General features: G+C 64.3%; 23 protein-coding genes and 1 pseudogene. 10 read left to right on the top strand and 14 right to left on the bottom strand.

Going from position 1 to position 21257, the window contains the following annotated elements; all coding sequences use genetic code 11:
- Nucleotides 1-14: 14 nt before the first annotated feature.
- The 7 genes from OKW39_RS32800 to OKW39_RS32830 form a co-directional block, all read right to left on the bottom strand.
- Nucleotides 15-728 carry an ABC transporter ATP-binding protein gene (locus OKW39_RS32800; protein WP_018423559.1) on the bottom strand — a complete coding sequence of 238 codons (714 nt, stop codon included), beginning with the start codon at nucleotides 726-728 and terminating at the stop codon, nucleotides 15-17.
- Nucleotides 725-1534, bottom strand: a complete 810-nt coding sequence (locus OKW39_RS32805; protein WP_090807237.1) for an ABC transporter ATP-binding protein — start codon at nucleotides 1532-1534, stop codon at nucleotides 725-727. Before OKW39_RS32805 ends, OKW39_RS32800 begins: the two co-directional genes overlap by 4 nt.
- Nucleotides 1531-3483 (bottom strand): ABC transporter permease, encoded by a 1953-nt coding sequence (locus tag OKW39_RS32810; RefSeq protein WP_429364260.1) that lies wholly within the window; start codon nucleotides 3481-3483, stop codon nucleotides 1531-1533. The genes OKW39_RS32805 and OKW39_RS32810 overlap by 4 nt, the downstream gene beginning before the upstream one ends.
- A gap of 171 nt (nucleotides 3484-3654) precedes the next feature.
- Nucleotides 3655-4239, bottom strand: coding sequence for an amino acid synthesis family protein (locus tag OKW39_RS32815; protein WP_027195794.1), 585 nt, complete (start codon nucleotides 4237-4239; stop codon nucleotides 3655-3657).
- A gap of 50 nt (nucleotides 4240-4289) precedes the next feature.
- Nucleotides 4290-4880 (bottom strand): amino acid synthesis family protein, encoded by a 591-nt coding sequence (locus OKW39_RS32820; RefSeq protein ID WP_090807241.1) that lies wholly within the window; start codon nucleotides 4878-4880, stop codon nucleotides 4290-4292.
- Nucleotides 4856-5794 carry a UPF0280 family protein gene (locus OKW39_RS32825; RefSeq protein WP_429564535.1) on the bottom strand — a complete coding sequence of 313 codons (939 nt, stop codon included), beginning with the start codon at nucleotides 5792-5794 and terminating at the stop codon, nucleotides 4856-4858. The genes OKW39_RS32820 and OKW39_RS32825 overlap by 25 nt, the downstream gene beginning before the upstream one ends.
- 23 nt (nucleotides 5795-5817) lie before the next feature.
- A complete protein-coding gene (locus OKW39_RS32830; protein ID WP_429564536.1) occupies nucleotides 5818-7407 on the bottom strand; it encodes a 6-hydroxynicotinate reductase in 1590 nt (529 codons plus the stop codon).
- A 289-nt stretch (nucleotides 7408-7696) separates the two neighbouring features.
- On the opposite strand from OKW39_RS32830, the gene OKW39_RS32835 reads away from it, so the two are divergent.
- The 6 genes from OKW39_RS32835 to OKW39_RS32860 all read left to right on the top strand — a co-directional run bounded on the left by OKW39_RS32835 (nucleotide 7697) and on the right by OKW39_RS32860 (nucleotide 10957).
- A complete protein-coding gene (locus OKW39_RS32835) occupies nucleotides 7697-8389 on the top strand; it encodes a TetR family transcriptional regulator (protein WP_429291630.1) in 693 nt (230 codons plus the stop codon).
- A 465-nt stretch (nucleotides 8390-8854) separates the two neighbouring features.
- Nucleotides 8855-9226: a tlde1 domain-containing protein gene (locus OKW39_RS32840; protein ID WP_429564537.1), complete on the top strand. Its 372-nt coding sequence runs from the start codon at nucleotides 8855-8857 to the stop codon at nucleotides 9224-9226.
- Nucleotides 9223-9612 carry a hypothetical protein gene (locus OKW39_RS32845; protein ID WP_184063216.1) on the top strand — a complete coding sequence of 130 codons (390 nt, stop codon included), beginning with the start codon at nucleotides 9223-9225 and terminating at the stop codon, nucleotides 9610-9612. The genes OKW39_RS32840 and OKW39_RS32845 overlap by 4 nt, the downstream gene beginning before the upstream one ends.
- A 14-nt stretch (nucleotides 9613-9626) precedes the next feature.
- Nucleotides 9627-10019 (top strand): hypothetical protein, encoded by a 393-nt coding sequence (locus tag OKW39_RS32850; protein WP_429564538.1) that lies wholly within the window; start codon nucleotides 9627-9629, stop codon nucleotides 10017-10019.
- Nucleotides 10020-10561: 542 nt separating this feature from the next.
- Nucleotides 10562-10765 carry a hypothetical protein gene (locus OKW39_RS32855; RefSeq protein WP_008922557.1) on the top strand — a complete coding sequence of 68 codons (204 nt, stop codon included), beginning with the start codon at nucleotides 10562-10564 and terminating at the stop codon, nucleotides 10763-10765.
- Between the two features lie 33 nt (nucleotides 10766-10798).
- On the top strand, nucleotides 10799-10957 hold the full coding sequence (locus tag OKW39_RS32860) for a hypothetical protein (RefSeq protein ID WP_429564539.1): 159 nt from the start codon (nucleotides 10799-10801) through the stop codon (nucleotides 10955-10957).
- Between the two features lie 67 nt (nucleotides 10958-11024).
- Here the strand turns inward: OKW39_RS32860 and pcaC are convergent, their stop codons facing one another.
- The 5 genes from pcaC to OKW39_RS32885 form a co-directional block, all read right to left on the bottom strand.
- The gene (pcaC, locus tag OKW39_RS32865; RefSeq protein WP_429564540.1) at nucleotides 11025-11426 is read right to left on the bottom strand and encodes a 4-carboxymuconolactone decarboxylase; all 402 of its coding nucleotides are present in this window, start codon (nucleotides 11424-11426) and stop codon (nucleotides 11025-11027) included.
- Entirely contained in the window at nucleotides 11423-12214 is a 792-nt protein-coding gene (gene pcaD / locus OKW39_RS32870) for a 3-oxoadipate enol-lactonase (protein ID WP_429564541.1), read from the bottom strand. Before pcaD ends, pcaC begins: the two co-directional genes overlap by 4 nt.
- 5 nt (nucleotides 12215-12219) lie before the next feature.
- A complete protein-coding gene (locus OKW39_RS32875; RefSeq protein WP_429564542.1) occupies nucleotides 12220-13599 on the bottom strand; it encodes a 3-carboxy-cis,cis-muconate cycloisomerase in 1380 nt (459 codons plus the stop codon).
- A gap of 284 nt (nucleotides 13600-13883) precedes the next feature.
- A complete protein-coding gene (locus tag OKW39_RS32880; RefSeq protein ID WP_429333471.1) occupies nucleotides 13884-14543 on the bottom strand; it encodes a 3-oxoacid CoA-transferase subunit B in 660 nt (219 codons plus the stop codon).
- A 13-nt stretch (nucleotides 14544-14556) separates the two neighbouring features.
- Nucleotides 14557-15264 (bottom strand): 3-oxoacid CoA-transferase subunit A, encoded by a 708-nt coding sequence (locus OKW39_RS32885; protein ID WP_062131411.1) that lies wholly within the window; start codon nucleotides 15262-15264, stop codon nucleotides 14557-14559.
- 419 nt (nucleotides 15265-15683) lie between these two features.
- Here OKW39_RS32885 and OKW39_RS32890 point away from each other — a divergent pair, with 419 nt between their 5' ends.
- The 3 genes from OKW39_RS32890 (at nucleotide 15684) to OKW39_RS32900 (ending at nucleotide 18719) form a co-directional block, all read left to right on the top strand.
- Nucleotides 15684-16613, top strand: a complete 930-nt coding sequence (locus tag OKW39_RS32890) for a LysR family transcriptional regulator (RefSeq protein ID WP_090807267.1) — start codon at nucleotides 15684-15686, stop codon at nucleotides 16611-16613.
- 136 nt (nucleotides 16614-16749) lie between these two features.
- Entirely contained in the window at nucleotides 16750-17388 is a 639-nt protein-coding gene (gene folE, locus OKW39_RS32895) for a GTP cyclohydrolase I FolE (RefSeq protein WP_187619602.1), read from the top strand.
- Between the two features lie 218 nt (nucleotides 17389-17606).
- On the top strand, nucleotides 17607-18719 hold the full coding sequence (locus OKW39_RS32900) for a VTT domain-containing protein (protein WP_429564543.1): 1113 nt from the start codon (nucleotides 17607-17609) through the stop codon (nucleotides 18717-18719).
- A 44-nt stretch (nucleotides 18720-18763) separates the two neighbouring features.
- On the opposite strand, the pseudogene OKW39_RS32905 reads toward OKW39_RS32900, so the two are convergent.
- Both OKW39_RS32905 and OKW39_RS32910 read right to left on the bottom strand, forming a co-directional pair.
- Nucleotides 18764-19273, bottom strand: a pseudogene (locus OKW39_RS32905) (GGDEF domain-containing protein); the annotation flags it as partial.
- A gap of 274 nt (nucleotides 19274-19547) precedes the next feature.
- Nucleotides 19548-20393, bottom strand: coding sequence for a CHAD domain-containing protein (locus OKW39_RS32910; RefSeq protein WP_429564544.1), 846 nt, complete (start codon nucleotides 20391-20393; stop codon nucleotides 19548-19550).
- A 222-nt stretch (nucleotides 20394-20615) separates the two neighbouring features.
- Here OKW39_RS32910 and OKW39_RS32915 point away from each other — a divergent pair, with 222 nt between their 5' ends.
- Nucleotides 20616-21209 carry a short chain dehydrogenase gene (locus tag OKW39_RS32915; RefSeq protein ID WP_090807273.1) on the top strand — a complete coding sequence of 198 codons (594 nt, stop codon included), beginning with the start codon at nucleotides 20616-20618 and terminating at the stop codon, nucleotides 21207-21209.
- The last annotated feature ends 48 nt before the right edge of the window (nucleotides 21210-21257 follow it).

A 21257-nucleotide genomic window follows, 5' to 3' on the forward strand; every position in this document is an offset into this window, starting at 1 on the left:
ACTACCCGATGAATTCACACGCTCAGATAAGCGCGCCTCACTGTTTCGTTCCGTGCGAGTTCGCCGATCGTCCCGCTGAAACGGATCTGCCCTTTCTCGAGCACATACGCGCGGTCGCTGACCAGCTCAGCGAAGTGCAGATTCTGTTCGGATAACAGAATGGATAGCCCTTCGCGTTTCAGTTCGAGAATCATGTTCGCCATCTGCTCCACGATCACCGGCGCGACGCCTTCGGACGGTTCGTCGAGCAGCACCAGATACGGATTGCCCATTAGCGTGCGCGACACGGTCAGCATCTGCTGCTCGCCGCCGCTCATCTGGCCGCCGGGGCGCTTCGGCATTTCGCCGAGATTCGGAAACAGGCGGAACAGCTTGTCGGGCGTCCATTGCGGCGCGCCTTCGCGCGGCGGCTGGCGGCCCGTGTCGAGGTTTTCCATCACCGTCAGGTCCGCGAACACGCGGCGGTCCTCGGGCACGAAACCGACGCCCATGCGCGCAATCTTGTACGGCGCGAGCGCGCTGATGTTCTGGCCGCGAAACGTCACTTCGCCGTGGCGGCGCGGCAGCAGTCCCATCACCGCTTTCATCGTCGTCGATTTGCCGGCGCCGTTGCGGCCCATCAGCGCGACCACTTCGCCCCGCCCAACTTCGAGGCCGACGTCGAACAGGATGTGGGCGCGACCGTAGAACGCGTTGAGGCCGGAGACTTTCAGCATCGGTTCGCTCATTGCAATGCTCCACGATCCCGCGCGGTGCCTGACGCGTCTTGCAGTGGCGCGTGCGGCCGGAACGTCTTGCCGGTGCCGAAATAGACCTCCTGCACGCGCGCGTCGTTGCGGATCGTGTCGGCGTCGCCTTCGGCGATCAGCTTGCCGCGCGCGAGCACGATCATCCGGTCGGCGTACGCGAATACGACGTCCATGCTGTGCTCGGTGAACAGCACGCCGATCTCGTGTTCGGTCACCAGCCGCTTGGTCAACGCCATCAATTCGTTGCGCTCCTTCGGCGCCATGCCGGCGGTCGGTTCGTCCATCAAAAGCAGCTTTGGCCGGTTCGCGAGCGCGATCGCAAGCTCGACGCGCTTCACGTCGCCATACGCGAGCACGCCGCACGCGCGCTTCGCGTGCGCGCCCATGCCGACCTGTTCGAGCAGCGCGAACGCTTCGTCGGCATGGTGCGAGCCCGCTGGCTTCCAGAGGCCGAAGGTCTTTTTCTCGCGCGACACCAGCGCCATTTGCACGTTTTCGAGCACCGTCATCGAGTTGAACGTCGCGGCGATCTGGAACGTGCGGCCGACGCCGCGCCGCCAGATATCGCGCGGCCGCATGCCGACGAGTTCGTGACCGTCGAGCAGAATCGAACCCGACGACGGCTGCAACTGGCCGTTGACCATGTTGAAACAAGTCGATTTGCCCGCGCCGTTGGGGCCGAGCAGCGCCAGCAGTTGACCCGCTTCGAGATCGAATGAAACGTTATCGACCGCCTTCAGTCCTCCGAACGATCTTGACAGACCGCTTACGCGCAGCAGGCTCATAGCCCCTCCTTGACCGCGGCGGCCCGTTGCGACGGCGACGCGGCGGCGCCGTTGGTCTTGTCGGCCTGATCGCCGTTCGCGTCGCCGAAACGCTCGCGAATGAAGCCGACGATACCCTGTGGAAACGCGATCACCAGCAGCAGGATCGCGAGGCCGAGCAGCGCCTGCCAGTAGTCGGTCTGGCGCGCGACCGTGTCCTGCAGCCACGTGAACACGGCCGCGCCGACGATCGGCCCGCTCAACGTCTGCAAGCCGCCGAGCAGCACCATCACGAGGCCATCGACCGAGCGGCTCACGCTGATCACTTCGGGCGAGATGTTGCCCTTCGAAAACGCGTACAGCGATCCGGCGAGTCCGCAGAACAACGCCGCGATCACGAACGACGCCCACTGAACCCGCTTCACGTCGATGCCGATCGCCTCGGCGCGTAGCGCGGAATCGCGCGACGCGCGCATCGCATAGCCGAGCGGCGAGAACAGCATGCGGCGCAGCAGCCACACCCCGAGCACCGCGCACGCTAACGTCAGGTAGTAAAACGCAACCGGCGACGACAGCCAGTTCGACGGCCACAGGCCTAGCACGCCGTTGCTGCCGCCCGTCACGTCGTCCCACTGGAACACGACCGACCAGACGATCTGCGCGAATGCGAGCGTCAGCATCGCCAGATAGACACCGGACAGTCGCACGCAGAACCAGCCGAACACGAGCGCGCCCACCACCGCGAGCAGCGGCCCGAGCAGCAACGCGGCTTCCATCGGCAGATTCAGCACTTTGAGAAACAGCGCCGCGCCGTAAGCGCCAAGTCCAAAGTACGCGGCATGGCCAAACGAATGCAGGCCGCCCGGACCCATGATGAAATGCAGACTCGCCGCGAACAGCACCGCGATCAGGATTTCAACGAGCAGCACCGGCATGTACGGGTACGCGTTGGCCGCGAGCGGCGCGAGCGCGAGCACCAGCAACACGAAGGCGGCCAGCCCCTTCAGACGCCTGCCCGCCGGACGCAATGGCGTTTCCGGCGTACCCATCGCGCGCACCGCGGCGCTCGCGCGGCCGAGCAAGCCCCAAGGCCGCACCACCAGCACGACCGCCATCACGACGAATTCGGCCACCAGCGTGAAGCGGCTCAGCGAAAAACCGATGCCGAAGATCGTCACGTGCCCGATACCGATGCACAGCGCCTTGATCTCGGCGATCAGCAACGCCGCGACGAACGCGCCCGGAATCGAACCCATGCCACCGACCACGACGACCACGAACGCATTGCCGATCGTCTCGAGGTCGAGCGACAGGTTCGCCGACATGCGCGGCCCTTGCAGCGCGCCGCCGAGTCCCGCGAGAAACGCGCCGACGAAGAACACGCCGGTAAACAGCCACGCCTGATTGATGCCGAGCGCGCCGAGCATCTCGCGATCCTGCGTCGCGGCGCGCACGAGCGTGCCCCAACGCGTGCGCGTCAACGCGTACCACAGCAGCAGCAAGACGACCGGACCGATCACGATCAGCGCGATGTCGTACGTGGGCAGCGGATGGCCGAGAAAGTCGACCGCGCCCGCGAGATGCGGCGCGCGCGGGCCGAACAGATCGTCGGGGCCCCAAAGCCATAGCGCGGCGTCGCGAAAGATCAGCACGAGCGCAAACGTGGCGAGCAGATGGAATAACTCCGGCGCCTGATAGATCCGCCGCAACACGACGATTTCGACGAGCGCGCCCAACACCGCGACCGCGAGCGCGGCGGCGAGCACCGACAGCCAGAAGCCGCCCACCGTGTGGCCAAAGCGGCTCGCGATGCTATACGCGACGTAAATGCCGAACATATAGAACGAGCCGTGCGCAAAGTTGACGATGCGCGTCACGCCGAAGATCAACGACAAACCGGCGGCGACCAGAAACAGCGTCGACGCGTCGGCGAGTCCATTGACCAGTTGTACCAGCAGATTCGAAAGCATCGCGACCCTCGGCAGCTCGTCGAACGGCGCGCGCGCAACATGCGCAGCGGCCCGATCGGCGGACGTTGCGGCGCGGGCGGCACCATGCGCGCCCGCGTCAACGGCAGGACACTACCAGCGAAACAACCCGCGCAACAAGCGCAGGCAAAAAAGCGGCGAAAAAGCGATTGTTCAGCGCAAACCGTCTTCGCCCTTGATCTCGCTCGCCTGCAAGCCGCCGATGCGCGGCAGCGGCCGGCCCGACGCGGTCACCGCGACCGCCACGACGATTTCGTTCGCGCGCGGCGCATCGGCCACGCGCGCCTCGATCGCGTCGAAATGGCTGCGCACGTAGGCGGCGTCCTTGTGGCCGAGCGGCACGTCGATCGCGGTGCCGAGCGTACCGATCTTCTTCGCCGACGGCACCAGCGCCGCGCCCTTTTCGACCGCCGCGCGCAGCGGCGCGCCGAGCTTCGGATGCAGGATCGCGGCCGCATGTTCGAGCTCGCCCGCCTCGCCGACGATCGCCGCCTTGCCGTAGCTTTGCGCCTCCCCGGGCGCGATGCCCAACGCCTCGACGCAGCGCTTGCCGAGCAGCGCGCCGAGTTCCTCGCCAGCTTCGATCAGCGCGTCGAGCTTCGCTTCGTAGCGGCCCGCATACGGATTATCGATCACCGCAATCGCGACCGCGCGGCGCGCGGGCGGCTCGACGGTCTGGCCCATTTCGATGCGTGTTTCGTCGACCTGCACGACCAGCTTGCGAAGCCTGATTGCCATTTGCGCTCTCCGAGTTTCGTTGCCTTGCTGTATGGTTGCCGCGCGCCGCTTCAGCGCAAGCCATCCTTGCCGACGATCGCCTCTTTCGCGAGGCCGCCCACCCGCGCATGCACGCGGTGCCCCGTGCTCATCACGAGGATGTAGACGATCTCGTCGGCGGCGGGCGCGCCGGGCACGCGTACTTCGATCGCATCGAAGTGGCTGCGCACGTAGCTCGCGTTGACATGCGTGAGCGGCACGTCGAGCGCGGTGGACGGCGCGCCGACCTTCTTCGTCGACGGTACGATCGCGTGGGTCGGCACGCCGTGCTTTTCGAGCAGCTCGCGCATCGCGTAGCCGCCGGGCACATGCCATAGCGCGCCGTGCTCGAGTTCCCCGCGCGCGCCGACGATCGCGCCCTTCCCATAGCTTTCGATCGACGCATGCGGCACCGCCATCGCCGTCAGCAGCCGCTGCGCCATCTCGAAGCCGAGCGGTTTCAGCGCTTCCATCGCGGGTTCTATTTTCGGCTCGTAGCGGCCCGCGAACGGATTCGTCATCACCGCGGCGATCGCGCCTCGTCTGAGCGGCTGCGCGGGCGCGGGGCCGAACTCGTGGAAGATGTCTTCGACGTGCGTCAGCACGCGGCGTATTTCGAACACGGAGCCTCCGTTGTCAGTGAAGCGCGCGTGGCGGACAACGCGCGTGAATCGTCGATGCCGGTGACCCGCGCCCGTCCTTGCAGGAACAGCGCGGCGCCTTCGATCAAACCCTGGCCGCGCAACCGCTTCGCGACATCGACGCCGCGCGCGAGCGCGAAATCGATCAGCGGCTGCGGCAGACGCGGCACGTCGACGGTCACCAGCAGATCGCCGAGATCGCTATCGTCCTTCAGCGACGACGCCGGACGCCGCACGATTCCCGCATGGTCGAGATCGACCGCGTTCGCGATCATCGTCGCGGCGGCGTCGGCGCTCGCGGCATCGCGCGCGAGCACGGTCACGCTGTCGGCGATGCCGAGACTGAAGCTGCGGCCGCGCCAGCCGCTCGTCGCGACGCCGCGAATCGGCTGCCGAGCGTCGAGCGTCAGATGCGCGTCGAGCGCGGGGTCGTGCGCGAAACGCGTGCCCGAAATTTGCGCGAGGTCCGCCAACACGCCCACCCGATACTTCTGCCCCGCCGCCAGGTGCAGCGCGATGTCGCCACCGTTGTTGATGAACGCACGCGCGATGCCGTCGCGCGCGAACGCGGTGATCAGTTCGTCGGCGACGCTGCCCGCGACCGCCGCCATCGGCGTGATGAAGCTCGAACGATGCGGATGACACGCACGCCACATACGCGTCGCGACTGGCCCTCGAAGCGGGCAATCATGTCGTGCCGCCACAGCCTGCACTGGTTGCCGAAGCACGTTCAATTCGCGAACCAGCTCCTCCAGCACAGGACTGAAGCGCTCCCAGCATGCGTCATATGCGGCACGCACCGCGTCGGGCTCGCCGTCGGCGCCGAGGATCAGGTCGATCGGCCCGTGCTGCCAATGCCAGCGGTGTTCGTCGAGGCGGGTTCGGGTGGGGGTCATCGCGTGATTTTTAGTCAGGGTGCTTAACCGGGCATTGCAGGCGGCCACGGATTGTCCGGATCGCGAGCCAGCGTCCGCCGCGCGAGCGGCGCGCCTTCCGTATGCGTCGGCCCGCTCGCGAGCACGCTCTGCAACGAGCGCACCGCCTCGACGTGGCCGCCGAGATCGCGGTACGTGTCGTACGTCATCGTGAATTCGATCGGCGCGACGAGCGCCGGTGTCGGCACCGTGCCGAACGAGCGGTCCGGCATGCGCGTCACGTCGACCATCACGGTGATGCCGCCGCCCGGCCACACATAAGCCGGCGCGCCGCCGCACGTGACGTTGACGTGCTTGCGCTTGATCGCGCGCGTGAGCAGCACCGGATTCTCGGTCGCGCCGGCGCGCAGACTGCCGCCCGCGCCGCCGAGAAACAGCACCGTCGCGAGCGACGGCTCGCAGTTCTCGCCGATCCGCTCGACCGTGCGGCGCACCGCGTCGGGCATCGGCGCGATGCGCGGCACGAGCTGTGCGTCGAGTTCGTACCATTGCGCGTGTTCGCCGGTCGTCGAGACCATCAGCACGCGCATGCCCGGCTTCGCGACCGACGGATCGAATCCTTCGACGATCGCGAGCGGGTCCTGAATGTCGGTGCCCCCCCAACCGGTGCCGGGATTGGCAACCTGGAAATAGCGGCCCGGCGTCGATTTGCGGCCGCGTATCTTGAGTCCCGAGCGCGTCATGCCGAGGCAGCGGCCCGCCTGGTGCTCGGTCAGCACGCCCGTAATGTGATCGTCGACGACCACCACCTCATCAACGTGGCCGAACCATTGCTTCGCGAAGATACCGATCGTCGCGGAGCCGCAGCCGACGCGCATGCGCTGCTCCTCGACACCGTCGACGATCGGCGCGACGCCGGCGCGAATCACGAGACTGGCGCCGCCGTCGATACCAAGCTCGACCGCCTCCTTGTTGCCGAGCGCGAGCATCATGTCGCAGGTCACGCGGCCTTCTTTCTTGCTGCCGCCGGTCAGATGATGGACGCCGCCGAGGCTCAGCATCTGCGAGCCGTATTCGGCCGTGCTCACGTGACCGACGATCTCGCCGTCACAACGCACGTTCGCCTGTTCCGGGCCGAGAAAGCGGTCGGTGTCGATCTTCACCTTGAAGCTGCAATAGCTGAAGATGCCTTCGGTGACGACGGTGATCATGTCGACGTCGTCGAGCTTCGACGCGACGATGAACGGCGCGGGCTTGTAGTCGGGATAGGTCGAGGAGGCACCGACTCCGGTGACGAACAGCGCGGGTTCGGTGGTGCCTGGGTCCGCGGCGGGGGCTGTGCCGAATTCGATCGCCGCATTTGCCGGATCGGCGTCGGCATCATCCGTACGCGACAGAAACACCACCGGATCGACGCGTATCAACCGCCCATCCGCATTCGCATAACGGTCGCACGCGCCGGTGCGCCCTTCCGAGATCTGGCACAGCACCGGACACGCATTGCATTCGATCTTGTTCGCGGCCATGCGCTCGCTGCGCGGCGCCGACTTTGCGAGCACGGTTGGGCCCGGCGTCGACGCGGTATCGCGATCGACACTCTCTGCACCGAAATCGACCTTCGTATGTTCCGTCATCGTGGGGTTCCCTACGACATCACAGGCGCGACATGACTGGCGGTGCTGCGTGGTGCGCGAATCGTCCCGGTTTCAGGGCATTTCCGCGTGGGCCGCCCATTTTCATGTTGCGGTCACTCACCGTTCATGTAGTATCTTCTACACCAAACTCGATTGAAATCTACTCGATCAAAATCGACTGTGCAACGTGTTTTCCGTCACGCGGGATCATGGTGCAATGCGGCATCGGCGTGCTGAGTCTGCGCGCCCGCCGTTCAAACCTACGCTGACAAAGAGATCCGAGACCGTCATGAGCCCAACCGCCGCCCGCAAGCCGGGCGCCATCGGTATCCGCGCGAAACAGGCGCAGGACACGCGCGCCAAAATCCTGAAGGCGGCCATCAGGGTGTTCGCGAAGCAGGGTTATGCAAGCGGCCGCATCGAAAGTATTTCGAAGGCCGCGCGTTCGCACGACCGGATGATCTATTACTACTTCGGCAGCAAGGAGCAGCTGTTCATCGAAGTGCTGGAGACGATCTACACGCAGTTCAACGAAGCGGAAAGCAAACTCGATCTCGATCTGCGCGATCCGGTGCATGGCCTCGAACAGATGGTCGAGTTCGTCTGGCAGTACTACCTCGATCACCCGGAGTTCGTGACGCTGCTGTCGAGCGAAAATCTGCACCAGGGCAAGCATGCGAAAAAATCGCAGAAGCTCAAGGAGATTTCGGGCTACGCGATTTCGGTCGTGCAGAGGCTATTGGAGGCGGGCCGCGCGCAGGACGTGTTTCGCGCCGATATCGCGGCGCGCGACGTGTATCTGATGATCGCGTCGCTCGGCTATTTCTATAACGCCAATCAGTACACGCTCGGCGCGTTTCTCGGCGAGCCGCTGATGGACGAGGCGGCGCTCGCGCATTGGCGCGAGGTGATCAAGGAGACGGTGTTGCGCGCGGTGTGCGTGCAGGCGCCGGTGAGCGTCGTAGCGACGACTACCGCATAAAAAATATCGGCGCCCGCCGAATTCGCGAACGAATGCCGTGCGGATTCCTTCGATACCAATCCTGAACGGCGCGCATTCCTTCACAACGGTAACAGGCGTCTTCGTTTTGCGGCTTTCGTTTGCTGCGGCTTTCGTGGCTTGAGGCTTCACTTCGCCGACCTTCGTAACGTCCGGCTTTTGCACATCTGCGTTTTGAACGTTCGTTGCGGCTGCATTCTTCGCGTTCTTTTTTGTTGCTTTGATTCGCATTCTTTGTGTTGCGCCGGCAATCGTTGCGGCGTGGTTCTGTTTTCCCCACGAATCGGCCCCATACTCATATTCGCCGTGATCTTTCGCGATCAATTGCACTTGCCTCTGTCGGCTCGATACGCGGATGCAGATCAAACTGACGTATATCTTAAAAATTGTGTGCAGCCAGATGATCTGGTGTAATCGTTGGTTCGTACAACCAATGAGGAAAAGACGATGGTGTGGATTTACAAGCATGAGAGCCACTTGTTGTATCACAACGACAAATTAATCACAGGTAAGGGATATTCCGGCAAGGGAGAGCACAAGAATAAACACAGTAGCCAATATGTCCGCGACTGGGGACCAATCCCCGTTGGCCTGTATGAAATTACGGCACCGTTTCCGCACCCTAAAACTGGACCGTTCTCGATGCGGCTTAACCCGGTTTGCGGAACGTGCTTAGGCGAACGTTCCGCCTTCATGATCCACGGCGACAGCCAGACCGATCCCGGCAACGCGTCAAATGGATGTATCGTTCTGCACTTGCCATACCGCAAGCAAATCTGGAACAGTGGCGACAGAATGCTTAGGGTGAAACATCCATGAAACGCACCTTTGCAGTCCTGCTGCTATCCCTTCCCGCGCTATGCCTGGCGCAAGGCAGACCGAACCCGCCATGCGACGGGTGGCCGACCAACATCGCCGAAAACAGCCTAAAAAAGGCTGGCATGCTTGGCAATATCGACTATACGAAAACCCAAGCCGTGCAACTGGCGTCCGAGAAAATAGGAAAAGATGAGGATGGCGAACAGTTGTGGCGTGAGGTCTATCACATCACCTTTCACGAAAAAAACGGAAACAAGGTCAAGGTGATTGCTGTGAACGACGCTGGCGAATTTGAATGCTCAATGAGTGCCGTAGAGGTTTTTGTCGTTTCGAAGCATTTGCTGTCAAGAGTCGAGGCTGACAGAATGTTCAAGCAGATAGAGTGAGGTCCTTTGAAACCATGAAACACGCTTTTGCAGTCCTGCTGCTATCCCTTCCCGCGCTATGCATGGCGGAACCCGGACCATACCCGCCATGCGGCGACCGGTTTCCGGCCTATGTGGCCCAGATGGCGCTAAGAAAAACTGACATCCTCTCCCTGGATTTCGATGCTACGAAAACAAGGGCCGTGCGACTGGCGTCCGAGAAGATCGGTAAATATGAGGATGGCGAACCAATGTGGCGCGGGGTCTATCAGATTACCTTTGAGGAGCGAAACGGAAATAGGATCAAGCTGATTGCTGTGTACGAGATAGGCGAACTGGAGTGTACGATTAGTGACGAACAGTTTCTTATCGTTTCGAAACAGTTGCAGCGTGGCGGCGGGGACACTCGGTACAGGCATATCGAGTGAACCGCGCCAGTTCAGACCCGGACCCGCATCGCGCGGGTCTTTTTTTGCCTGCGAGCGGCGCGTCATAAGGCCCCTACCTCGCTCTGTTTCAGTCATTACACCCCTTGCCCGCGCGGCCTGTACGTCTGGTTCGGGTCTGTCTGTAGGCTTCCACGAAATAGTCGCCAAGGCGGGAAATCGATCCGAAACGCTTCCGGCGCGAAAGCCCGTTGCGGGCCGCATGTAACCATCGCCCTCCCAGTCTTCGCACGCGTCGAGTACGGCCAACTGCGTGGCGCGGAAGTGTCTGGCCGCCTCCCGCACGGTCGGATGCGAACGGATGAGCCGGTACAGCCGGACTTGACGCAGCGGCTGCTGACGATCTTCCCGGTATCACCAGCGACGGGGATGCGACCATACGGAAACTGACCGCGTTGCAGGACTACGCGCGTAAAGCGCAGCGGGTGTGCGGCATCGATGGCAGCCGGAAATATTGAAAAAGGAGTCAGCCGTGCGTCGTTATACTCAGCTCTGCCCGTCAACTTTAGAAAATGGAGGTATGCGTGGGCGCTCTTTCCATATGGCACTGGCTGGTGTTTGTTCTTGTTGTCGTCATCGCGGAGATTATCCCGCTATGGCTGATCCTGAAGAAGGCGGGATATGCGGGCGCCTGGTCGCTGCTTGCCTTCATTCCGGTGGTGAACGTCATTCTGCTGTGGTTCATTGCCCTGGCCCGCTGGCCTGCATTGAACGCAAGACAGTCCTGACCTGTCGCGGCCGGTCGGAATGGACGAACTGAAATGGCCGGCCACTACCGCAACCCTTCCTACCGCCAGTACTTGCCGCAGGAACTGCTCGATGAACTGCGCGCGGTGTCGAAGGCGACCCACCGTCGGGTGCAGCAGATCGTGCGGGTGGCCGTGCAGCGTTTCCTGCGTGAGCTGCGGAGTCCGTCGTGAGCACGCCTGCCCTCACCTTCGACCTGATCCTGCGCGATGCGCAGGGCCAGTTACGTGTGCTCAGTCTTTACGACTTCGCCGCCGCGGCCGTCGCATCATCCTCGCGAAACAGCTTGTCGGCCAGATGGAACGCGGAGTTGGCCGCCGGCACGCCGCAGTAAATCGCGGTCTGCAGCAGCACTTCCTTGATCTGCTCGCGCGTGATGCCGTTGTTCTTCGCGGCACGCAGGTGCAGCGCGAGTTCTTCGCTGCGATTCAACGCCACCATCATCGCGATCGTCAGCAAGCTGCGCGTATGACGCGGCAGACCTTCACGCGTCCAGATCTCACCCCACGCATAGCGCGTGATCAGGTTCTGGAACTCCTCGGTCAACTCGGTGCGGTTCGCAAGCGAACGGTCGACGTGCGCGTTGCCCAGCACCGCGCGACGCACCTCCATACCGGCTTCGTAACGGTCTTCGTCGTTCATTTTGCCTCCGTCAGGAAGTCGAGCACGGTCTTCGTGAACTCACCGGCCTTTTCGATGTTGGAGATATGCGAGGCATTGAGTTCGACGTAGCGCGCGCCCGGAATCGACTGCGCAAGTTCGCGGCCTTGCGCGGCCGTGGCGGCCAGATCGTGCGTGCCGCTGATCACGAGGGTCGGCAGCTTGATGCCCGGCGTTTCGGGCCGCAGGTCGGCCGCGTCGATTGCGTCGCAGTTCGATGCGTAGCCTTCCTTGTCGGTATGCACGAACACGTCGCGGATCATCGCCAGCACGACCGGCTCGTGCTCGATGAAGTCTGCCGTGAACCAGCGCGGCAGCACCGCGTCGGCGAGCGCGAACATGCCTTCGCTGCGCGCCTTCGCGGCACGCGGCACCCACACTTCCGGCGAGCCGATGCGCGCGGCCGTGTTGCACAGCACGACGCGCTCAAAGCGGTCGCCGTGACGCGCGGCGAGTGCGACGCCGGTCAGGCCGCCCATCGATATGCCGCAGAAATTCGCGCGCGCGATCTTCAGCGTATCCATCAGGCCGAGCACGTCGCCGCTCAGCTGCTCGATCGTGTACGGACCCTTCGGCGCTTCCGAATGGCCGTGGCCGCGCGTGTCGTAGCGCAGCACGCGGAAATGCTTCGACAACGCCGCGACCTGCGGCGTCCACATGGACATATCGCAGCCGAGCGAATTCGACAGCACGAGCCACGGCGCGTGGCCGTGACGATCGCCGTCGATACGATAGTGAAGCTCGGTGCCGTTGACTGCGGCGTAGGGCATGCCGGTTACTCCTTGGAATGGGCGCGCTGCGCGCGCGTGGTGTGAAGCGTCAGTGCGGCGTCGACATATGCGTGCGCCTGGCCGACGTATTGAGCGGGATCGAGCAGCTGCTTCAGGCGCTCGAGCGAAAGATGTTCGGTGACGGCTGAGTCGGCGGCGAGCACGTCATACAGCGTCTTGCCGTCGCGGATCGCCGCCTTCGACGCGCGCTCGACCAGATGATGCGCGTCGAGCCGGCCGATGGAATCGCCGAGCGCGAGCATCACCGCTTCGCCGAGGATCAGGCCGTGCGTGACGTCGAGATTCGCGGCGAGGCGCGCTTCGTTGACGTTCAGACCCGCAGCGATCTGTTTGATGTTCGCGAGCGCGCCGCCCGCGAGGCGCGCGAGATCCGGCAGCGCGTCCCATTCGGCCTGCCAGCCGCCAAGCGCGCGTTCGTGCTCCTGCACCATGCCGGCGAACACGGTCGCCACGAGGCCGGGCGCGCGCGTCGCGGCCGTCAGTACCGCCGCGCAACCGACCGGGTTGCGTTTGTGCGGCATCGTCGACGATCCGCCCTTGCCGGCCGCGGCCGGTTCGGCGAGTTCGTCGATTTCGGTTTGCATCTGCAGCGACACGTCGCGCGCGATCTTGCCGAGCGTGCCGATCAGCATGCCGAACAGCGACGCCGTCTCGGCGATGCGATCGCGCTGCGTGTGCCACGGCAAGGTCGGTACCGCGAGGCCGAGTTCCTTGGCGAGCGACTGCGTGACCTGCGGCGCCGCCTCGCGCAGACTCGCGAGGGTGCCGGCCGCGCCGCCGAATTGCAGCACCAGCACACGTTCGCGCAACGCGCCGAGCCGCTCGCGATGACGCAACAGCGCGTCGAGCCATTGCGCGAACTTCAGACCCAGCGTGATCGGCAGCGCCTGTTGCAGCCACGTGCGGCCGATCATCGGTGTCGCGCGATGGGTGGCCGCGAGTTTCGCGACCGCGTCGCAGGTGGCTTGCAGGCCGCTGTCGAGCAGGTCGAAAGTGTCGCGCAGTTGCAGTACCGTCGCGGTGTCGATGATGTCCTGGCTCGTCGCGCCCCAATGCACGTATTTGCCAGCTTCGGCATCGGCGGCTTTGACGCGTGCAGTCAGTTGCTTGACGAGCGGAATCGCGAGGTTGCCGCCGAGCGCGGCGTCGCGTGCGAGCGCGTCGGCGTCGAGCTGGTCGGCCTGGCAGGCCGCTTCGATCGCGGGGACGGCGGATTCGGGAATGACTTTGTGCGCGGCAGAGGCACGCGCGAGCGCGGCTTCGACGTCGAGCATCCGCTGCAGCGTGGCACGCGGCGCCCAGATGTCGTTCATCGGCTGTGTGCCGCAAAGAAGGCCAGTCAGACGGGCGCTGGAGTCGAGCATGGTGACGACGATGTTTGAGGGAATCGGAAGCGAAGAAGCGGCACGGCGCGCGGCGGTTCGAAGCAGACGCCGTGGCGGAGCAAGCGCTCGTGCCGTGCGTATGCCGCAGTATGTGCTGCGTATTGTGCGCCAAACGTGGACAACCCGTCGCTGAAGTTGCCAGGCCAGCGCTGACGAGGAATTCGCCCCGTCAACGCTGGCCCGTTCGCGCAATGCCGCTTTCAGACGAGACGCCATCGACGCGGCCGCAAAGCAGACCGCCGCCGCGACGCCTCAGCCAACCATCAGGCCGCGCGCGCGGCCTGCGTGCCGTCGGTCATCGGCACACCGGTCAGCTTCAGCAGTTCGTCGAAGCCGATGTCCGTGAAAATCTCGCGCACGACGAGGCCTTCCTTCGTGACGTCGATCATTGCGAGGTCCGTATAGATACGGGTCACGCAACCGATACCGGTGACCGGGTACGAGCACTCGGCGGCGATCTTGCTCTCGCCCTGCTTGGTCAGATGCTCCATCATCACGTAGACCTGCTTCGCGCCGATCGCGAGGTCCATCGCGCCGCCGACCGCCGGAATCGCATCGGGTGCGCCGGTGTGCCAGTTCGCGAGGTCGCCCTTCGCCGACACCTGGAATGCGCCGAGCACGCAGAAGTCCAGATGGCCGCCCCGCATCATCGCGAACGAATCCGCGTGATGGAAGTAGGCGCCGCCCGTCAGCAGCGTGACGTGCTGCTTGCCGGCGTTGATCAGTTCGTCGTCTTCCTGACCCTTCGCCGGTGCCGGGCCCATGCCGAGCAGACCGTTTTCGCTGTGCAGGAAGATTTCCTTGTCAGCGGCGAGGTGGTTCGCCACCAGTGTCGGTACGCCGATGCCGAGGTTCACGTAAGCGCCTTCAGGGATGTCCTGGGCAACGCGCTTGGCCATTTCATCGCGAGTCAGTTTCTTCATGTCGGTCTCCGGGTCAGGCAGCAGCGTCGTGAGGATTGGGCGTGGGGGCATGCGCCGCTTGCGGCACCGCGATCACTCGTTGCACGAAAATGCCGGGCGTGACGATTTCTTCCGGATCGAGGCCGCCGAGCGGCACCACTTCCGACACCTGCACGATCGCGGTCTTCGCTGCGCTCGCCATGATCGGTCCGAAGTTACGCGCGGTCTTGCGATAGATCAGGTTGCCCCAGCGATCGCCCTTGTACGCCTTGATCAGCGCGAAGTCCGCGTGCAGCGGCGCTTCGAGAACGTAGTGACGGCCGTCGATCAGACGGGTTTCCTTGCCTTCGGCGAGCTTGGTGCCGTACGCGGTCGGCGTGAAGAAGCCGCCGATGCCCGCCCCCGCGGCGCGGATGCGCTCGGCGAGGTTGCCTTGCGGCACGAGTTCGAGTTCGATTTCGCCGGCGCGATAGAGCGCGTCGAACACATACGAGTCGGTCTGGCGCGGGAACGAGCAGATGATCTTGCGCACGCGCTTGGCCTTCAGCAGCGCCGCGAGGCCGATATCGCCATTACCTGCGTTGTTGTTGACGATGGTGAGGTTGCGCGCGCCCTGCTCGATCAGCGCGTCGATCAACTCGGACGGCATGCCGGCCGTGCCGAAGCCGCCGATCATGACGGTCGCGCCGTCGTGGACATCGGCGACCGCCGATTGAAGTGTCTCGAAAATCTTGTTGATCATGTCGAATTTCCTTTGGGGGCGCTACGTGCCGCTGGGCTGACAGCCGTAACCGGCAAGGCTCGCGCGGAAACAGTCTCCGGGCATGCTGGCGACGGCTCGCGAGGGGGAGAGCGGGCTGGCGCCTTCGATTGCTTCGCCGCTGAATTGTTCGTTGCGTGAACAGTGATTCGTTTAGCGAACGCTTCGGCGATTATGGTTGTCCTGTGGGCGGGTTGTCAAGGCAGGGAAACCCCCTTCATCATAGGTCGCCACGCGCGGCGGCGAAGGTCCGGGATGCCCTCGTCCAGCGCTCGCCCTGCGCGCGAAAATGCCGGCCGCGCAAAATCCCACTATGCTTATGGGCGATTTTTCAACTAGGCTCTATAGCGATAGGGCATACGCATTCCCTTGCCCTGCCCGCCCCGCGAGCCATAACAAGCATGTCCGAGACACATCTGGATCTGAACCTGATCCCCTATCTGGTCGCGATGGAAGACACGCGCAACGTGAGCCGCGCCGCCGAGCAGCTCGGCGTGAGCCAGCCGCGCGTGAGCACCGCGCTTGGCCGCCTGCGCGAATACTTCGACGATCCGCTGTTCGTGCGCACATCGAAAGGCATGGAGCCGACACCGCGCGCGCTCGCGATCCTGCCCGCCGCGCGCGACGCGTTGCTGCGCATCGAGAAAGGCATGCTCGACGTGCAGGATTTCGATCCGGCGACGAGCACGCACACGTTTTCGATCGCGCTGTCCGACGTCGGCGAAATCGTGTTTCTGCCGCGTCTTTTGCAGCTGTTCGCCGAGCGCGCGCCGTCCGCGAAACTGCGCTCGGTCACGCTGTCGCCGTCGCAAGTGGAACGCGGGCTCGAATCGGGCGATGTCGACCTCGCCGTCGGCTATTTTCCGGACCTGGCGGGCAACAACTTCTTTCAGCAGCGGCTCTTCACGCATCGCTTCATCTGCCTGATGCGCAGCGGACATCCGCTGTCGAAGGGGCCGCTCACGCTCGAGCAATACGTGGCGTCCGGGCATGCGGTCGTGCGCGCCGAGGGACGCAGCCAGGAAGTGCTCGAGCAGTACCTCGAAAAGAAGCGCATCAAGCGACGCGCGGTGCTCGAAACGCCGCACTTCATGAGCCTGCCTTTCATCCTCGCGCGCACCGACCTGCTCGCGACCGTGCCGCACGCGATCGGCTTCGCGTACGTGTCGGAGCATGCGTCGATCATGCTCGTCGAGCCGCCCCTGCCTCTGCCGCGCTTCGACCTGCGGCAGCACTGGCATCGCAAGTTTCATAACGATCCGCGCGGCAGTTGGCTGCGCGGCGTGGTCGCCGAGCTGTTCAACGATGCGATGGACGAATGGCCGAAGTAGCCGTGCGCAGCACGCCCGCGACTGACCCGGCCGCGAAAGGGGCATCGGCACCTTCGGCGCAAAACATGGAACAATGACCTGGGTTACTGACCCCGCGCGCCGCGCAGCGTCGACGCGCGATCCAGGAGGACGACGCATGACCAGCAGCAAGGCAAAGAAGACCAAACCCGTAGCGGCCGCCGAACGCCCGAGCCGCGAAGAAGCTGAGGCAGCCGTGCGCGTGCTGCTGCGCTGGGCCGGCGACGATCCGCAGCGCGAAGGCCTGATCGACACGCCGGCACGCGTGACGCGCGCTTACGACGAGTTTTTCGTCGGCTACCAGGTCGATCCGCGCGACATCCTCGCGCGTACCTTCTCCGAAGTGGACGGCTACGACGAAATGATCGTGCTGAAGGACATCCGCTTCGAAAGCTATTGCGAGCACCATATGGTGCCGATCATCGGACGCGCGCACGTCGCGTATCTGCCGAACCATCGCGTGGTCGGCATTTCGAAGCTCGCGCGCCTCGTCGATGCGTTCGCGAAACGGCTGCAGATCCAGGAAAAGATGACAGTGCAGATCGCCGATACGCTGAACGAGGTGCTGCAGCCGGCCGGCGTGGGCGTGATTCTCGAAGCCGCGCATCAGTGCATGTCGACGCGTGGCGTGCACAAGGCGGGCGTCACGATGGTCACGTCGCGCATGCTCGGCACGTTCCGCACCGATCCGTCGACACGGCGGGAGTTTCTGGCGATCGTCGGGAATCCGGGCGTGGTGGCGATGCCGAATGCCTGATGAGGTGGACCCGGGGACCGCTTGTGGTTCGTTGACGATGCAGCCCCCGCCCCTGCGAATCCAGCGTGCGCGCCCGCGCGCACTCTCTTCGAGCGCGCCGGCCACCTTGCGGTGGGCACGCGGGGTTGACAGTTAGTTGCGTATTGACGATTGAGGCCGATGGTCGATACCGGCCGTCCACGCATGCCAGCGCAACAGCAGCAACAGGAGCGCCTCAATTGGTCGAGTTTCCGTTGTCGGCGGTTTCAACCTGGGGCAGCGCTATCGTGTTCGTCAACGTCCTGCTGACGCGCCTCGGCGTACCGATTCCGGCCGTGCCGATGCTGCTGTTCGCGGGCTCGGCGATCGCTGCGGGCACCTTGGCGTTCTGGCCGACCCTCGGCGCGGCGGTGCTGGGCGCATTGATCGGCGACGGCACCTGGTTCGCGGCGGGCCGTCTGTATGGACGCAAACTGCTCGCGTGGCTCGGCCGCTTGTCGCCCGCCGTCGATACGAGGCTGGAAACCGCGCGCGCGCTATTCGAACATTATGGCGTGCCGCTCGTGTCGATCTCTAAGTTCGTGCCCGGCCTCGGCCTGATTACGCCGCCGCTGATGGGTACGACCGCCGTCGACATCCGCATCTACGCACTATGGGATCTGGCGAGCGTGATCGCGTGGGCGACGTTCTGGCTGCTCGGCGGCGCGGCCGTGGAACGCGAGGTGCATATGCTGCGCGCGTTCGTCGAGCAGCGCGGCGGCACGATCGCCGACATTCTTCTTGCGGTGGCGCTCGTCTATCTGCTCTACCGGCTGTATCTGCGATATTACGAACGGCGCCGGTTCACGCGAGCCACGTCGGCCCAAGCCGCGCCGATGCAGGCCGCGCCGACGCAGGCTTCATCGGCAAGTGCCGCCGCGTCGAGCATGCCGTCGCGCTGGCGGCGCTCCGGCCGCCTGCGCCGCATGGCGCCGTCCCGCGTGTTCGATGCGCGGCCCGGCGCTCCGCTGCTCGATCTGCGACGCCAGATTCCCGACGCGCGCGCGCTCGATCCGCATTCGCCTGAGCAGATCGACGGCGCGCTGCGCACGCACGACATGGTCATCTATTGCATCTGCCCGGACAGCGCGACCGCGCTCGAAGTCTCGCAACATATGCGCAGCAATGGCTACACGCGGATTCGCGCACTGCGCGGCGGGCTCGATGCATGGCAGCGGCGTGGCTTCCCGGTGGGCTTGCTGGCTCACGCGGATGGTGCGGCCGCCAATCGGCCGCGCTCGGCGTTGCTGGACGAAACGCCAGCGGCGGTGACGTTGCGCGGCTTCGCGCCGCGAAGTGCGGAGCGCGCCTGAATTGCGCTGCGTCGCGACAATCTGGGCCGGGAAGGCGCTCACGCTCACGCGAACGAACACCTGGCGTTAAGGCGCCGCCCCGTGCGCGAGACCCCCTGCGTCGCCGAATCCTCGTCCCACTGCGCCGACCGGGTGCGATTGCGCCCTTCGTTCTTCGCCACATACAACTGTCCGTCAGCGGCGGCCATCAGCTCGAGTCCCTTCGCGACATCCGTGGCGCTCGGCAGCGCCGTTGCGCAGCCGACGCTCACCGTCACCGCCTGCGGCGCATCGTGTCCGCGCACGATGACCTGGTTTTCCACCTTGCGACGAATCTGCTCCGCGACCGCGAACGCGCCCTGCGCGGTCGTATCCGGCAGCACCACCGCGAACTCTTCGCCGCCGTAGCGCGCGACCAGATCGGCCGAGCGCAACGCCACGGACGCGATGCAATCAGCCACCGCGACCCATACCTCGTCGCCGCTCTCATGGCCGTAGGTATCGTTGAAACGCTTGAAGTGATCGATATCGATGAACAGCACCGACAACAGTTTGTTGTCGCGTCGCGCCCGCTTCCGGCCTTCGCCGACCTCCACCGCTGTCAGGATCGACATCGCCAACGCGACGAGCGTGCCGGCGACGCCGGCCACCCACGGGCGGTTGCCCACATAGCGGGTCATCCCGGCTCGAACGGCGCGCAACGTCAGGCGCACCCGATGACGCAGCGAAAGCCCATGCGGTGCCACGCTCCTCGCCTCCTTCGCGGACTATTCTTTCGGACCGCAGCGCGGTGCGCCGTGCATTTTGGGCTGCAAATCATCCGCGCTAGCGAGGACCGAACGCGCTCTCTCAGCCCAGTAGCTCCGACGCCGCGCGCAAGCGGCGTTTGCGTTTCCTGTCGAGCCAACCCAACGCGGCTTCGATGTGGTCCGCATCGGCAAGCGACGCGGCATTGTCGCGCAACAGCGTTTCGCTCGCGACGGTATCGTTGAGCATGCCGAAGCGCTTCTGGATTTTTTTCAGGCGCTTGAGCGTACGCTTATGGCTGGTTTTAAGCACCGGCCCGAAAAACTCGAACAGATAGCGCAGTTTCTTGCCCGCTTTTCTGACATCGTGAAAGGCTGCGTAATTCGAGCGTTTCGCATGGCGCGCGCGTTTGATGCGCTTTTTCAATGAGCGCTCCGACGCCCCTATGCGTCGAGCGGCAAATTTGCGCAGCGCAATAGCCGAATCGTGCGTGGCGTGCAGTTGCGCGGAAGTGGTGGCCAACGCATCGCGCAGCAGGTGTTTGACGTCGGCGTTCAACAACGTCTCGCGGCTGGTCGCCAGCGTGTCGCGGCGCGCCTGCTCGAGCTTCGGCATCAATGCTTGCGCGCCGCTGTCTTGCTGCCTGAGCAACGCGATCAGGATGTCCCAATCGCGCGTTTTACCCGCCGCGGTGGCGAGAAACTTATAGACCGCGCGTTGCCGCGAATTTTCGCCCTTGTCGAGCAGCGGTGCGAAAGCCCACCATAACGAACGCAAACGCCGCAGTGAAACGCGCAGTTTGTGCAGCGCTTCGGGTGACGCGTCGCCGTGCACCCCTTTGGCGAGCCGGATCGCCTCGTCGACGAGCGGTGCTGCATAGGAAGTGAAGGCTCGCTGTGCCGGTTCGTCCTCTACCGGCTCGTTGACTATCTCGCTGTCTTGCTTCATCGACGCTCCCGGGAAACATGACCTTACTTCCAGCGTAGCAAAAATGATGCTCAGGAGGATCGCGGCGCGTGTCAGTTGGCTCTTCCCTCACGCGTTGGCGCGTCGCGCCGGCAGCGTCTATCCTCGACCGATAGGATCGCGCGTTGCACGCTTCGGCGAGTGCTCCGGCGACGATGCAGTGTGCAGTGCGGCAAATGCCGCAAACAGACCTTAGGAGGATGTATGCGAATACTCGTTGTCGGTGCGACCGGCCTGCTCGGTTCGCACATCGTGAGGCTGCTCGCCACCGAGCATGACGTGGTCGGCGCGAGCCGCAAAGGCTCCGAACTGCACGTCGACCTGTCGGACAAACGCAGCATCGAAGCGATGTATGCGCAAGCCGGCAGCTTCGATGCGATCATCTGCGCGGCCGGCTCCGCGAAATTCGCGCCGCTCGCGGCGCTTGGCGACGAAGACTTTTCTTTTAGTCTTGCCAATAAACTGATGGGGCAGGTCAATCTGGTGCGCTGCGGCGTGGACCATGTGTCGCAAGGCGGCTCGTTCACACTGACGAGCGGCGTGCTTGCGCAACAGCCGATGGAAGGCAGCGCCGCGGTCAGCATCGTCAATGCGGGTGTCGAAGCGTTCGCGCGCTCGGCCGCGCTCGAGTTGCGAGGCAAGGCCCGCGTCAATGTGGTCAGCCCGGGGTGGGTCGCCGAAACGCTCGAATCGATGGGCCGCGATCCGTCGCAAGGGGTACCGGCGGAAATCGTCGCGCAAGCTTATAAACGCACCCTCGGTGGCAGCGCAAGCGGCGAAGTAGTCAGCGCATCGTAAGCGCAACCGAAGCCCACTCGCCGCTCGTGCTATTCATCACTTGCTTAG

This window comes from Paraburkholderia sp. MM6662-R1 (genome assembly GCF_050436245.1).
Classification (GTDB): domain Bacteria; phylum Pseudomonadota; class Gammaproteobacteria; order Burkholderiales; family Burkholderiaceae; genus Paraburkholderia; species Paraburkholderia tuberum.